This window comes from Algoriphagus sp., from assembly GCF_024305035.1.
Lineage (GTDB): Bacteria > Bacteroidota > Bacteroidia > Cytophagales > Cyclobacteriaceae > Algoriphagus.
On the sequence record NZ_JAMWZB010000019.1, the window covers coordinates 50,708 to 64,731 of the forward strand.

Annotated in this window: 8 protein-coding genes; 3 read left to right on the plus strand and 5 right to left on the minus strand. The window is 43.4% G+C overall.

The annotated features are described in order from the left end of the window. Positions 1-114 precede the first annotated feature (114 nt). The 3 genes from Q0L00_RS12140 to Q0L00_RS12150 all read left to right on the plus strand — a co-directional run bounded on the left by Q0L00_RS12140 (position 115) and on the right by Q0L00_RS12150 (position 7,382). The gene (locus Q0L00_RS12140; protein ID WP_297337149.1) at positions 115-3,093 is read left to right on the plus strand and encodes a SusC/RagA family TonB-linked outer membrane protein; all 2,979 of its coding nucleotides are present in this window, start codon (positions 115-117) and stop codon (positions 3,091-3,093) included. 12 nt (positions 3,094-3,105) lie between these two features. Beyond that, positions 3,106-4,485, plus strand: a complete 1,380-nt coding sequence (locus Q0L00_RS12145) for a RagB/SusD family nutrient uptake outer membrane protein (RefSeq protein ID WP_297337150.1) — start codon at positions 3,106-3,108, stop codon at positions 4,483-4,485. A 263-nt stretch (positions 4,486-4,748) separates the two neighbouring features. After that, positions 4,749-7,382, plus strand: coding sequence for a valine--tRNA ligase (locus tag Q0L00_RS12150; protein WP_297337151.1), 2,634 nt, complete (start codon positions 4,749-4,751; stop codon positions 7,380-7,382). 802 nt (positions 7,383-8,184) lie between these two features. Here Q0L00_RS12150 and Q0L00_RS12155 read toward each other — a convergent pair. The 5 genes from Q0L00_RS12155 to Q0L00_RS12175 form a co-directional block, all read right to left on the minus strand. After that, positions 8,185-8,910 carry a DUF1080 domain-containing protein gene (locus Q0L00_RS12155; RefSeq protein WP_297337152.1) on the minus strand — a complete coding sequence of 242 codons (726 nt, stop codon included), beginning with the start codon at positions 8,908-8,910 and terminating at the stop codon, positions 8,185-8,187. A gap of 141 nt (positions 8,911-9,051) precedes the next feature. Continuing rightward, positions 9,052-9,924 carry a diacylglycerol kinase family protein gene (locus Q0L00_RS12160; protein WP_297337153.1) on the minus strand — a complete coding sequence of 291 codons (873 nt, stop codon included), beginning with the start codon at positions 9,922-9,924 and terminating at the stop codon, positions 9,052-9,054. Beyond that, positions 9,921-10,877: a phosphatase domain-containing protein gene (locus Q0L00_RS12165; RefSeq protein WP_297337154.1), complete on the minus strand. Its 957-nt coding sequence runs from the start codon at positions 10,875-10,877 to the stop codon at positions 9,921-9,923. Before Q0L00_RS12165 ends, Q0L00_RS12160 begins: the two co-directional genes overlap by 4 nt. 79 nt (positions 10,878-10,956) lie before the next feature. Then, the gene (locus tag Q0L00_RS12170) at positions 10,957-12,009 is read right to left on the minus strand and encodes a M42 family metallopeptidase (protein ID WP_297337155.1); all 1,053 of its coding nucleotides are present in this window, start codon (positions 12,007-12,009) and stop codon (positions 10,957-10,959) included. Between the two features lie 118 nt (positions 12,010-12,127). Continuing rightward, positions 12,128-14,011, minus strand: a complete 1,884-nt coding sequence (locus Q0L00_RS12175; RefSeq protein ID WP_297337156.1) for an amidophosphoribosyltransferase — start codon at positions 14,009-14,011, stop codon at positions 12,128-12,130. Between the last annotated feature and the right edge of the window lie 13 nt (positions 14,012-14,024).

The following is a 14,024-nucleotide window of genomic DNA, read 5'->3' on the forward strand; positions in this document are numbered from 1 at the left end:
ACAATTACGGATAATATCGACCTGTTTATATCATATTTAACTCAAATCCTTAAAATTTAAATTGGAATATGATAGATTTTTAGGAAATTAAGGTCATCAATTAAATCAAACAATATGACCAGATTTTACAAACTATCACTTACCCTCCTGTTCCTATGGTGCTCCGTAGGGTGGGCATGGGCACAGTATACCGTCTCAGGGACGGTAAAAGATGAAAGAAATGGAGATCCGCTGATTGGAGCTAGCCTCCTGGTCAAAGGGACTACCACCGGTGCCGTTACAGATTTGGACGGGAATTTCACAATCAATATTCCTACCAATGAAGGGGCCACTTTAGTGGTATCTTCCATTGGTTACCTCTCAAAAGAGGTAGAGGTTTCTTCTTCCTTGAGCAATATTGATATTACGCTTCGGGAAGATGCCACCAATCTAGATGAAGTAGTGGTCACAGGATTGGCCTCTTCAGTAAAACGAAGTAATCTCGCCAATGCGGTCTCAACTGTTTCGGCAAAAGACTTAACCGGTACGACGACCATCCAAACCACAGACGGAGCCCTATATGGTAAAGTGGCAGGAGCCACGATCCGATCCAATGGTGGAGCCCCAGGTGGTGGAATGTCGATCCAATTGCGGGGAATCTCAACCTTGACCGGTGCCTCACAGCCCTTAATCATCGTGGATGGGGTTTACATCAGTAATGCCACCCAGCGTACCGGCCGCGCCACGGTTTCGGGTGCTGGAGGAAGCAACCAGGATGATGGAGCCAACCGACTGGCAGATTTAAACCCTGCCGACATTGAGACAATCGAAGTATTGAAAGGCCCTTCGGCTGCTGCCATTTATGGTACTCGTGCAAATGCAGGGGTAATTATCATTACAACTAAAAGAGGTGCTGAAGGTCGTACCACGGTTTCACTTTCTCAGGATATCGGATTTGCCCAGCCGCTCAGATTACTGGGAACAGATGACTGGAGCGAAGAAAAAATCAATTTCTTTTTTCCTGAGGCTCGAAGACCAATAGAACTGGAACGATTCAGAGCCGCCCAGGCTTCCGGAAATTTCATTGACTACGAGGATTATTTTTACAATAATCAAGCAACCCTGCTCAATACCCGGATCAATGTTTCCGGAGGCAATGATAAAACCAAATTCTTCGTATCCGGAAATATTTCCGATGAAGAAGGAACGGTGAGAAATACCGGTTTCAAAAGATACTCGGTGAGAGCCAATATCGACCATAAAATCTCCAATAAAATCAGATTTGGTGTCTCCTCAAATTACATTCAGACCGATGCGGACCGAGGGTTTACCGGAAACCAAAACAACAGTGGTGCATCCATCGGATACAGCATCGCCTATGTTCCCAATTACTTTGACTTGCGAAGAAACGAAGACGGTACCTACCCCACTAACCCCTACTTTTCAGAAAATCCAGTTGCGGTCACCGATAATGGAATTAATAATGCTCAAGTGAATCGCTTTATTCAGGCCTTCACCTTGGATATTGATCTACTCCAAACCAGCAATAGTTTCCTTAAGGCTTCCTTCTCAGGTGGATTGGACTTCTTACAAAACCGGACCATGGTATACCTCCCTGAATTCCTGCAATTTCAACGAGCACAGGCAAATCCTGGGGATTTATTGAAAGGAAAGCAAGAAAGCTTTAACACCAATTTCCAGGCTGCCTTAGTTTACAACTGGAACCTGGGAAGGGTTAACATGAATTCTCAAGCTGGATTGGTGAGATTGGATTTCAATGAAAACGCCTTGTTCAATCGAGGTCGTGGACTTGTCCCAGGGCAAACAAACCTGCTTCAAGCGGCCATTCAGCAAATCAACCAGGAATTTATATCGGAAGTACAGGAAGCTGGTGTCTTCTTACAACAGGAAGCAAATTTCGAAGATAAAATTATCGGAACAGTCGGTATACGTTGGGACAAATCAACATTAAATGGCGACCCCAATCAATTCTACTCTTTCCCCAGGGCATCCGTGGCGATCAATTTGGCGAATTTTGACTTCTGGAATTCTTCTTTCATCAATCAACTCAAACCACGAATTGCTTACGGTGAAACCGCGGGGCCAGTAACTTTCGGAGCAACGTTCACTCCGTTGAATGGTGCAAACATCGGTGGCCTTTTAGGATCGGTAGTTTCTACCCAAGTGGGAAATACCAGTATCCGGCCTGAAACTGCTACCGAACTTGAATTTGGCGTGGATGCTAGTTTCTTTAATAATCGATTGAGTTTGGAAGCGACCTATTACGTCAAAAACTCTCAAAACAACTTCCAAAACCTCAATCTTTCCCCATCCACCGGTGTAAACACCACACCAAGTAATGAAGCTGAGCTTCAAAACAAAGGGGTAGAAATCGGACTCTCTGGAACAATCCTAGAGAAGTCCAATGTCCGTTGGTTTTCCAGAATCTTATACTGGAAGAATGAAATCGAAATGACTCGATTGGGAATTCCCGTTTATACAGCGGGTGCATTTGGAGCGGGACTGGGAACCTTCCTGTATGCAGAAGGCTTTTCTCCGACTACTATCGTGGGTACACCAGCTGACCCTGACACTCCAGGAGGATTTACGATTTGGGGAAATTCCCAACCAGATTTTAACCTATCCTTTTTCAATAGCATCAACCTATTTAAAGGGCTCGAGCTTTCAGTTTTGGTCGATTGGAGAAAAGGTGGGGATAATATTAACTTGACTTCCTTCCTCACTGACGGTGGGGGTACTACCAATGGTTGGTTTGACGATGACAATGGCGATGGAATTCCCAATGGACGTCAGCGCGAACCAGAACCCTACAATAATGCGGCAAGATGGGTTCAGGATGCCTCTTTTGTCAAAATCCGTGAAATTGGTCTGTATTACACCATTCCAAGAGCAACTATTAATGACTGGTTTGGCAATGCCGTTCAAAACATCCGGGTAGGATCTTCGGTCAATAATGCCTTCCTATTTACCGACTACGAAGGGTATGACCCAGAGACCTCTACATTTGGTGCTCAGGCGGTTGCCAACAACGTCGACATCGCACCATATCCAACGCCGAGAAGGGTGTTCTTCCACTTAACTATTGACTTCTAAACCGGCAAAATCATGAAAAATACACTAAAAAATATAAGTAAAGCCATTGCGATAGCAGGCACATTAGTAGCTTGTAATCCGTTTCAATTGGACGAAATACAGGATCCAAACAATCCATCCGTAGGGTCCGTATCCAATAACGCTAGTCGAGAACAGATCCAATTTTTAATTACTGGACTTGAATCCAGACACCGAGGATATGTCACCAACGTTTCTCAGGCTTGGAACACCTTCGGACGTGAAATTTGGTACCTCAATGCCTCTGACCCGAGATTTCAGACTGATTGGTTAGGACAAAATGGCCGAACACCAGACCGATCCTATTTTGGATTTGGAAATACAGGAGGAGGCTCTTGGGCGGCTCCTTATCAAGCCATCAAACAAGCTGATGTCTTGATAGCCGCTGCTGAAAACACCGAAAACATCCAAGCTCCGGCAAGAAGCGCAGTAACGGGTTTTGCCAAAACCATTCAAGGGTATCAGTTTATGATTCCGGCGAATTTTGTTTATGAAAACGGAATCCGAATAGACGTAGCCGACCCATTAAATCCGGGGCCATTCGTTCCCTATTCAGATGCTTTGGATGCCATCAAAGCCATTTTGGACGAGGGTGATGCGGCTCTACAGGCAGCAGGATCAGGGGCCTTTCCTTTCACTTTGACCAGGGGATTTGACGGCTACAATACCACTGAGGGATTGCGTCAGGTCAACCGGGCGATTACAGCCAGATTAAATGCTTATCGTCAGGATTGGCAGGGAGTTCTCAGTGCCTTGGATGCTTCCTTCATGGATTTGGGAGGAGATTTGAATGCAGGCCCATCCCATCCTTATGGAGCTTCTCCTGATATATTTAACCCCCTCTTTTATGTCCCAAATGCCGCTGTAAATACAATCGTTGTAGTGCATCCTTCTGTCTTAGAAGACGCTACTCCGGGTGATTTACGAGTGGAAAACAAGTTTTTGGAGCGAGACCAACCAGTTATCGTCACCACTGATGCAGGCGCATTGGAAGGAACACATCAAGACGCACGATGGGAGAGCAATACTGAATCCATTCCTTTCATTAGAAATGAAGAATTGATTCTACTGAAAGCTGAAGCGCATGCCAATTTAAACCAGACTGATGAGGCAGTTGAAGCAATTAACATCATCCGCAATGCCGCAGGACTTGGAGATTATGAGGGAGCGACTTCCCAAGATGCGTTGATTGATGAAATCCTCTACCAAAGAAGGTATTCACTCTGGGCTGAGCCTTGGGGCCATCGTTGGATCGATGCTCGTCGATACGGCAGACTGGATGAAATCCCTACTAGTTTTGACGGAGGCACAATCTTCCAACAATTCCCCCATCCTCAGGCAGAATTGAGTTGGGATGAGTATGTGGGTAACTAACTCAATGATCTAATTTTGTTAAAATGACCGGCAGAAATACCGGTCATTTTTTTCTTCAGGAAATTGTCCTGCCCTGAATAAACCTTAATGATTTAACTGAAAAAAAATTGAAAGATTGAATGTTCATTGGAAGCACTTTTATTTTCATCGAAAAAGCATAGGTTTTAATGAGTGATCATTTTTATTTTCGATCAATTCTATTCGCTTAAGGTCAGTTCCTCTTTTTCCCCTATTTTTGCAGATCGAAAATCAATCACTCATTTATGTCTATTGCCAGCAAATATGACCCCAGTTTGGCGGAAGCCAAATGGTATACCTACTGGATGGAGCACAAGCTTTTTTCCTCCAAAGTAAACCCAAGCAAAGAACCCTATACGATTGTCATCCCTCCGCCAAACGTCACAGGAGTCCTCCACATGGGACATATGCTGAACAATACCATTCAGGATGTGCTGATTCGTCGGGCACGGATGCAAGGGAAAAACGCCTGCTGGGTTCCAGGTACGGACCACGCTTCGATTGCGACAGAAACCAAGGTCGTCAACCTGCTGAAAGAAAAAGGGATTGAAAAAAAGGATATTTCCCGAGAGCAATTTCTCAACCATGCCTGGGAGTGGAAAGAAAAATATGGAGGGATCATCCTTGAGCAGCTCAAAAAACTAGGGGCATCTTGTGACTGGGATCGGACAAAATTCACCATGGACGCGGACCTGAGTGAAGCAGTCACGACTGTCTTTGTGGACTTATATCGAAAAGGTAAAATCTACCGTGGAATCCGAATGGTCAACTGGGATCCCAAAGGACAAACCGCCCTGTCGGATGATGAAGTAATTACCAAAGAAATCGCCTCCAAACTTTATTACATCAAGTATAAAATTGAAGGGACAACGGATCAATTTTTAACCATTGCGACTACACGCCCTGAAACCATCATGGCCGACGTAGCCATCTGTATCAATCCCCAAGATCCACGATTTGCCCATCTTAAAGGTAAAAAAGCAATCATTCCTTTAATCAATCGCGCTATCCCCATAATTGAAGATGATTACGTAGACATGGAATTTGGTACGGGTTGCCTTAAAGTCACTCCGGCCCATGACATCAATGACTACGAATTGGGAATCAAACATAAGCTGGAGGTAATCGACATTCTCAATGACAATGGAACCCTCAATGAAAAAGCCCAGATTCTCATTGGAGAAGACCGTTTTGTAGCCAGAAAAAAGGTTGCCAAACTACTTGATGAAATCGGGCAACTGGATAAAGTGGAAGATTATAAATCCAATGTCGGTCACTCCGAGCGTACCGATGCGGTAATTGAGCCCAAACTTTCCCTGCAGTGGTTTCTCAAAATGGATGAAATCACCAAACCGGCCTTTTCCTCGGTCATGGAGGATGTCATTCAACTTCATCCACCCAAGTTTAAAAATATGTATCGGGCTTGGATGGAAAATGTCCGAGACTGGTGTATCTCCCGCCAACTCTGGTGGGGACATCGGATCCCTGCCTTCTATCTTCCAAATGGAGAATTTGTTGTTGCAAAAACAGCACAGGAAGCCCTTCAACTTGCTAACAGCCAATTTGGAACCAACTACGTCTTGGCAGATCTCAAGCAAGACGAGGATGTACTCGACACCTGGTTCAGCTCATGGCTTTGGCCCATTTCGGTTTTTGATACCGAAGTATTTTCAACGGGCAAGCCTAACGAGGAACTCAACTATTACTATCCGACCAATGACCTGGTGACTGCACCGGAAATCCTGTTTTTCTGGGTCGCTCGGATGATCATAGCCGGATATGAGTACTTGGGTGAAAAGCCCTTCAAAAATGTCTACCTCACCGGAATTGTGCGGGATAAATTAGGACGAAAAATGTCAAAGTCCCTCGGCAACTCTCCCGATCCACTTGAGCTCATCGCTAAATACGGAGCCGATGGAGTCCGTACCGGAATGCTCTTCTCGTCCCCTGCAGGAAATGACTTGCCCTACGATGACAAGTTAGTCGAGCAAGGACGAAACTTTGCCAATAAAATCTGGAATGCCTTCCGCTTGGTTCAAGGCTGGGAAATCGACCCCAACTTGTCGGGAAGGTCGAATACGTCTTCAATCGGCTGGTTTGAAAATCGGTTCCAGCAGGCTTTGGCAGAAATCAACGAGCATTTCGAGAAATTCCGCATTTCAGATGCCTTAATGGCAACTTATAAACTGGTTTGGGATGACTTCTGCTCGTGGTATCTGGAAATGATCAAGCCTGCCTATCAGCATCCGATCGATCAGCAAACCTACGACCGGACCATCGAACTATTCGAAGACGTACTCAAAATCCTCCACCCGTTCATGCCCTTTATTACCGAGGAGCTTTGGCATCAAATCAAAGAAAGAAGTGTCGGAGAATCCTTGATTTTAGCTCCATGGCCAGAGGTAAAAGAATTTGATCAGAAAACCATCGATGACGCGGCACAAGTCTTTGAAGTTGTCTCTCAAGTTAGAAATCTCCGGGCTTCCAAAGGAATGTCTCCAAAAGAATCCCTTGAACTGACGATCAACACAAAAACCCCAGAACTTTACCATCAATTTGAATCTGTGCTGGTCAAGTTGGCCAATCTTTCCTCCTTGAGTTTCTCCGAAAAAGTAGAAAATGCGATGAGCTTTGTAGTCAAATCCGACGAATGCTTTATCCCGATGAGTGACTCGATTAATATTGAGGAAGAAAAGGCGAATCTTCAAAAAGAGATTGAATACACCAAAGGATTTTTAGCCTCTGTGATGAAAAAGCTCTCCAATGAGCGATTTGTTGCTGGCGCTCCTGCTCAAGTCGTGGAAAATGAGAAGAAAAAACAAGCCGATGCTGAAGCCAAGATCAAGGCTCTGGAGGAGAGTTTGACGAAGTTGGGATAATGATAACAAATCAATTGCTGAGTTATTCAAAAAATCCAGTGTCGAGAAACGCTGGATTTTTTTGAAATATCGTGGTATGGAGCGTTTCAGATTTTTAGGTCTAAGCTGAAATACGAACTCGAGTACATGTTAGCCTGTACTGCTGACTAATCATACGAAGCGCTTCGGTTCTTGGAAAATGCTTTTTTGCTATCCAATTGCTGGGAAGTATCCGATTCAAAAGGTCAAGGAAAGGCTCAAGATGGAGAAGGCCGGATGGAGAGGTTTAAAAATAGAAATCAATCTTCACATTCCTTTAATCAAGGAATCGAAGAGAGCATAGTTTCAAAGATTTTTGAGGCTTATTTTCAACTTTTTAACGCTTTAAAAAGAAAGAAGAAAAAAAATGTCTCAACTCAACGATGAAACCTGAGTTTAAATTTGGTCTCAAGACTGAAACCCTCGATGAAATTCAAGCCGTTTTCAAAACGTTGGGAAAGGTGGGAAAAGCTACTATTTAGGTTTTTTCCAAGATAATGCAAACAAATCCGACATGGATCCTATTTTGGCAGAAAAGCAATTTAGTCTCAAAAAATTGTCAAAAATTGAACTGAGTTGGATGACATGCTATTGCCTTCCAAGATCGATCTTTCGTACTGCATCTGATTGATCATCCAGACTTGGGAAACATCTCAATAAAACGAGGAAAATCCCATGATATGAGAAACTCTATCCTTTCATCCTGATCTTTTTCAAAAGGAATTATCTCAGTATTTAGGATCTGATAGGGATTTATAAACCCTTTGAGTATTAACGTAAATAATCAAAGCTCCCGAATTCTAATCTCCCGAAACAACACCCCCTGTCCCTCGCTTTGCAACCCGATATAGCCTGACTTGAGTGGGGTCCCATCGACTTTGATGGCAGGATTATACCGATTGGCGACACCACCGCCGATTTGAGGTTTGCTGTACGTGAGAACTGTATCGCCATTGACTAGGTGATGCACGATAGAGTCTCCGTATACGATTAATTCTGCTTTCACCCACTCATCCCACTGGAAAGTCGGCGAAGTGGAATTAATGCAATGCCGCTCATCGATCTGTCCATCAAAAACCACATCAGTCCCCGGGCTACACATGTTTCCCGTAGGTCTTGACTGTCCCGCATTCTCTTCAGCCAGCATCTGATACTCCACTGAAATCGGCCAATCCTGTTCCTTTAAAATCGTTTCCGGAGCCTGAGAATGAAACATGATCCCCGAATTGCGGTAGGTATAAATTGGGGCATCTTCCAGCCACTGTTCCGTAAATCGATACTCCCATTTCAAATGAAAATTGGAAAAGGGTTTTTCAAAAAACAAATGGCCATATCGCTCTTCGAAAGCATCGTAGTCCTCGTAATTCACTTCGATAATTCCATCCTTCACCCGAAACGTTTGGGCATAATTCTCCCCTGTTTCGTGATGATGGATTTTCGGAATCCACCCCTCTAAATTTTGACCATTGAACAGCTGAATCCAATTCGTCTCTTGGGTAGGCTCCTGCATTGAGTTACCCGGTTTTTGCGTACAAGAAACACTGAATAAAAAGAGGAAAAAGGTCAATGTTGGGAAAAGGGAAATCTTCATAGTCTTCTTAGTGGGTAAAATTAAGCAATTCAATGGACTGAAATAAGCGAGATTTTTGGCTTATGGTCTGGTGATGAATTGAAAACGTCCGGGATCTATTTTTACTTCGATTTCCTCTGGATTTCCTTTCAATTCCCCGTCAATCTGAAATTTCACTCCTGCAGTGTTTTTGATTTTACAGGAAGTGAGGGACCAGGATTGAATTCCATCCCCATCACCCATTTCTCCCGAAATCAGACTTTTTGACACATCCAGAAAATCCTCCAAAGATTCGATGTTAAGTGAAATCAGCTCAAACTTTCCATCATCCAATTTTCCAGTTGGATTAATTACTGCTCCAGTACCAAAACGATCCCCATTGGCAATTAACAGCATCCGAGTCTTGACCTCCCATTGTTTTTGCTCTGTCTGAATCAAAAAAGTGGATTTTTCTGTTGAAAAAAGCTGTGAAAACGAACTTTTTATATACCCCAGCATTCCCCGCCCTTCTTGCTGCTCAAACTCCTCAATCAGTCTGGCATTGAATCCAAAATCAGCCAAATGCAAACACAACTCCCCATTGATATCTACTGCATCCATGGAGATTTTCTTCATTCTACGAAGCGAATCCAAACCATCTTCCAGCTGATCAATCCCTAAGCATTTGGCAAGGCCGTTGGCGGAGCCCAGTGGCAAAATCGACATCAGAATGGGCTCCTTCAAACTTTCGGCGACAAGCTTGACCGTACCGTCACCTCCGGCGATGAGGATCAATTCAGGCAGAATTTCATCGATCTGATGCTTTATTTTCAAGGCATCATTTTCACCTGTGGTTTGGAAATCAAACAGGTCATAGCCAATCAGATTTGCTGTTATTCTTTCTTTTAAGTCCGTTAAGGTAACTTCTCCGGTGCCTGATTTGGGATTGAATACTAAGAGTGCCTTGAGATTCATGAGGAAAAGAGCGCGAGGTTTTTGGCGAGTTGAATTGCATCATGGGTTGTTTTCACAAAGTGAAATCCCAAAGTAGCTTGAAGATAATCTCTTTTTTCTTCAATAAAATGATTGGGTTTGATTTCACGGATAAATATCGTTTTAATCCGATCTGGAAATTCCTCCTTGAGTTGAGCATAAATCTCCGGATCATGCTGTCCACTGTCTCCGACTAAAATAAAGTTCATTTCGGGAAAGAAGGAAAAAAGAAAGCGGATTTTATCAAATTTATGGTCGTGGCTTCCTCCTCCGGAAGTCCAGATGTTTTTGAGGTTAATATGTTTGTCCTTTAATAAAATCGGGCCCAATGGGATTTTTCGAAATTCTAAAAAATCACGAATCAAATCAAATAAGGACCAATCACTACTCGAAACATAAAACACTTCCGTATTACCATGAACAGATAGCTTTTGGTAAAACTCGGAAACCCCTGGAAATGGCCGACGGGTATAGGCATTTTTGGAAACGGAAAGCCAAAACTTTTTTCCAATTTGAGTGGCATGGGAAATCAAAATTGTATCGTCAATATCAGAAATCACTCCATTAGAGGAATGAACCTCATAGATCGGAATTTCTGACTCTTGGTAGTTTATACCTTCTTCTTTTTCAGGGAATGAAAACTGCACTTGAGTTTCACCCGAACTGGGAAGTACGCATTCGAAAACCCCATCCTGATCACTGGTCACTTTTTCCTCGCTATCACCTTTCGAAATGAGCACGGTAGTTTCAGGGATACTCGTCACGGCATACCGCCTAATGGCAGCCAAGATATTTTTAAAAGAATTATTCCGGGCTTTTGGGCGGCTTTGTTTATAGGCTGAAATCACCCTTCCCTTGATGTAAACCTGAGTTCCATTGCTAAGTGCCAAAAAAGGCTCAATCTGAATCAAATCCAGTTTACCGATCCATTTCAAAAATTTATTTTTAAAAACCATGTTAAAAAGATAGGAGATTGTATGATAAAAAAAAACCCGATTATTCGGGGTCTTTTTATCAATGCTTCCAATCAAAAGTATCCAGGTTTTCCAGACAAGTCACCAACAATTCAATGGAGTCCGCGATATCCTGTTTATGTGCCATTTCAATTACTTGATGAAGGTGTCGGGTCGGAATGGAAATCGCACCTGCAATCGCTCCTTGTTTTCCCATTCGCTGCACGCCTGCCGTGTCCGTTCCACCGGCAGTAAGTATTTCAGGTTGCCAGGTGATTTTTTCCTTTTCGGCCATTTTCTTCATGAAGTCCACCATTCGATAATCACAAATTGTCATGGCATCCATGATTTTAATTGCAGTTCCTTTTCCGAGTTCGGTGACTTTTTCATGAGCTTGAGCACCGGGCACATCAAAAGCGATGGTGGTGTCTAACGCAATTCCAAAATCCGGGTTAATTCCATGTGCGGCTACATTTGCACCTCGAATTCCTACTTCTTCCTGTACAGTAAAAGTGGCATAAACATCGTAGGCCGGATTTCTAAGTTTTTTTAGCGCTTCGATTAAGATAAAAACTGCCACTCGATTATCAATGGACTTACAATTCACACAATCGCCCATTTCGATCAGCTCCCGATCGCGGGTCACCGGATCTCCGATGGAAATATACTTTTCCACCTCCTCTTTTGGCATTCCCAAATCGATAAAAAAATCGGAAGTCTTGGGTAATTTATTTTTTTCTTCCGGACTCATCACGTGAATTGGCTTGCTGCCCATTACTCCTACGAGATCTTTTTTGCCGTGGACGATTACCCGCTGAGCTGTCAAGGTTTTAGGATCGAACCCACCTAGGGTATGAAATCTCACAAAGCCATTTTCATCGATATGGGTGACCATAAAGCCGATTTCATCCATGTGGGCTGCCACCATGACCCGCTTCCCATCCGGATTTCGAGCTCCCTTTTTTAACGCAATGACATTTCCAAGATTGTCTGTTTTGACCTCATCGGCATGAGGAGTGACCAGTTCAATAACCAAATCCCGCACTCTCTTTTCAAAGCCCGGCGCACCGGCAATTTCACAGATTTGCTTGAGCAACTTTACATTTATATCCATCCTATTCGTTTAGCAATTCAAGGCTAAAAATACAATTTTTATCCCTAACTATTTTTTTAATTGATTAAAAAAGGCGCTAAGTTTTAATCCTAGCGCCGCGAGTATGGTAATGTAGAATTTAATATGCTCGAACCGTCTTCCCTTGCATAAAATTGACAAAGGCTCGATTTACCACCTGTGTACCTCCATCGGTTGGATAATCTCCGGTAAAATACCAGTCTCCGAGATGATTTGGAATACACTTGTGCAAATTTTCCACCGTTTGATAAATGACACAAACCTCAGCTTTCAGCTCGGGCGCTGTTACTATTTCTGCTATTTTATCGGAAATTTCATCGTCAGTAAATGGGGCATAGACCCGCTTGATAAAATTCTCCGTGGACAGGGGATTAGCAATCGCCAAGTCATACACTTGATCCAGAATGGGCTCCATTTTTCGCTCTTTGACCAATGCCAATGCTGCACGGAAAGCGATAAATTCTTTCATTCGAGACATGTCAATTCCATAACAGTCTGGGAATCGAATCTGAGGAGCAGAGGAAACGATCACAATCCTCTTGGGATTTAGTTTATCTAAAGTCGTGAGAATACTTTTCTCTAAGGTTGTACCCCGAACGATGCTGTCGTCAATCACCACTAGGGTATCCACCCCCGGTCGAACCACCTCATAGGTGGTGTCGTAAACACTGGATACCATCGTATCCCGATCATCATCATTGGTGATAAACGTTCTTAGCTTGACGTCTTTACTGACCAGTTTCTCCACTCTAGGACGGAAACTGAGCAATTCATCCAAATCCCCAACATGGGGTTTCCCGTCCAACAATACCTCTTTTCGCTTGGCAACCAAGTATTCATCCAACCCTTCGATCAAACCCAAAAAGGCTGTCTCGGCGGTATTGGGGATATAAGAAAAGACTGTATTTTTCAGATCAAAGTCAATGGCTTTAAGAATCTGGGGAATTAATGCTTTTCCTAAATTTTTTCGCTCTTGATAAATATCCGGATCCGTACCTCTTGAAAAATAAATCCGCTCAAAACTACAGGATTTCTTTTCTCGGGCTGGCATCACTTCGGATTCCGTGTAGGAACCGTCTTTATTGATCACCAAAGCATGACCTGGCTTGATTTCTTTGATCGCTTTAAAATCAATATCAAATGCTGATTTGATCGCTGGCTTCTCGGAGGCCACCACGATAATTTCTTCATCGGCATAATAATAAGCAGGACGAATACCCGATGGATCTCGAACGACAAAAGAAGAACCGTTTCCAATCAATCCGGCCATTGCATACCCACCGTCAAAATCCCGGCAAGAACGCCTTAAGATTCTTGCTACGTCTAGTTCGTCTTCAATGAAGTGGGTGATCTCTTCATTGGAATATTGATGTTTGTATTTGTCAAAAATCCGCTGATTCTCTTCATCCAAGAAGTGTCCGATTTTCTCCATGACGGTGACTGTATCGGTTTTTTCTTTGGGGTGCTGCCCTAACTCAACCAGCTTGCTAAAAAGATCTTCCACATTAGTCATGTTGAAGTTCCCCGCCATGACCAGGTTTCGACTTCGCCAGTTGTTTTGCTTCAAAAACGGATGACAGGTCTCGATGCTGTTTTCACCATGGGTTCCGTAACGAAGATGTCCCAGCCAGACTTCTCCTGAAAAAGCGATGTTTTCTTTAAGCCACTCCGCATCGCTAAGGGCATTTTCCCCACCTATTTTCTTCGCCTTTTTGTACTTTTTATTAATCTTATCAAAGATGTAATTTACGGCTGAAGGCTCAATAGACCGATACCTACTGATGTATCGCGTACCGGGTTTGGTGTTAATTTTTACGTTAGCTACACCTGCTCCATCCTGTCCGCGATTAATTTGTTTTTGCATCAGAATGTACATGCGATTGGAAGCGTAGGCCGGTGTCCCATATTTATCAATATAATATTGGGGTGATTTTCGGAGCCGAACCATGGCTATGCCGCATTCGTGTTTGATGGCGTCACTCATTGGAGAACCTTTC

Bases quoted from the DNA above. Each gene is read 5' to 3' on its own strand.
- Q0L00_RS12140 (WP_297337149.1), top strand. From the start codon at position 115: ATGACCAGATTTTACAAACTATCACTTACCCTCCTGTTCCTATGGTGC.
- Q0L00_RS12145 (WP_297337150.1), top strand. From the start codon at position 3,106: ATGAAAAATACACTAAAAAATATAAGTAAAGCCATTGCGATAGCAGGC.
- Q0L00_RS12150 (WP_297337151.1), top strand. From the start codon at position 4,749: ATGTCTATTGCCAGCAAATATGACCCCAGTTTGGCGGAAGCCAAATGG.
- Q0L00_RS12155 (WP_297337152.1), bottom strand. From the start codon at position 8,910: ATGCAGGAGCCTACCCAAGAGACGAATTGGATTCAGCTGTTCAATGGT.
- Q0L00_RS12160 (WP_297337153.1), bottom strand. From the start codon at position 9,924: ATGAATCTCAAGGCACTCTTAGTATTCAATCCCAAATCAGGCACCGGA.
- Q0L00_RS12170 (WP_297337155.1), bottom strand. From the start codon at position 12,009: ATGGATATAAATGTAAAGTTGCTCAAGCAAATCTGTGAAATTGCCGGT.
- Q0L00_RS12175 (WP_297337156.1), bottom strand. From the start codon at position 14,011: ATGAGTGACGCCATCAAACACGAATGCGGCATAGCCATGGTTCGGCTC.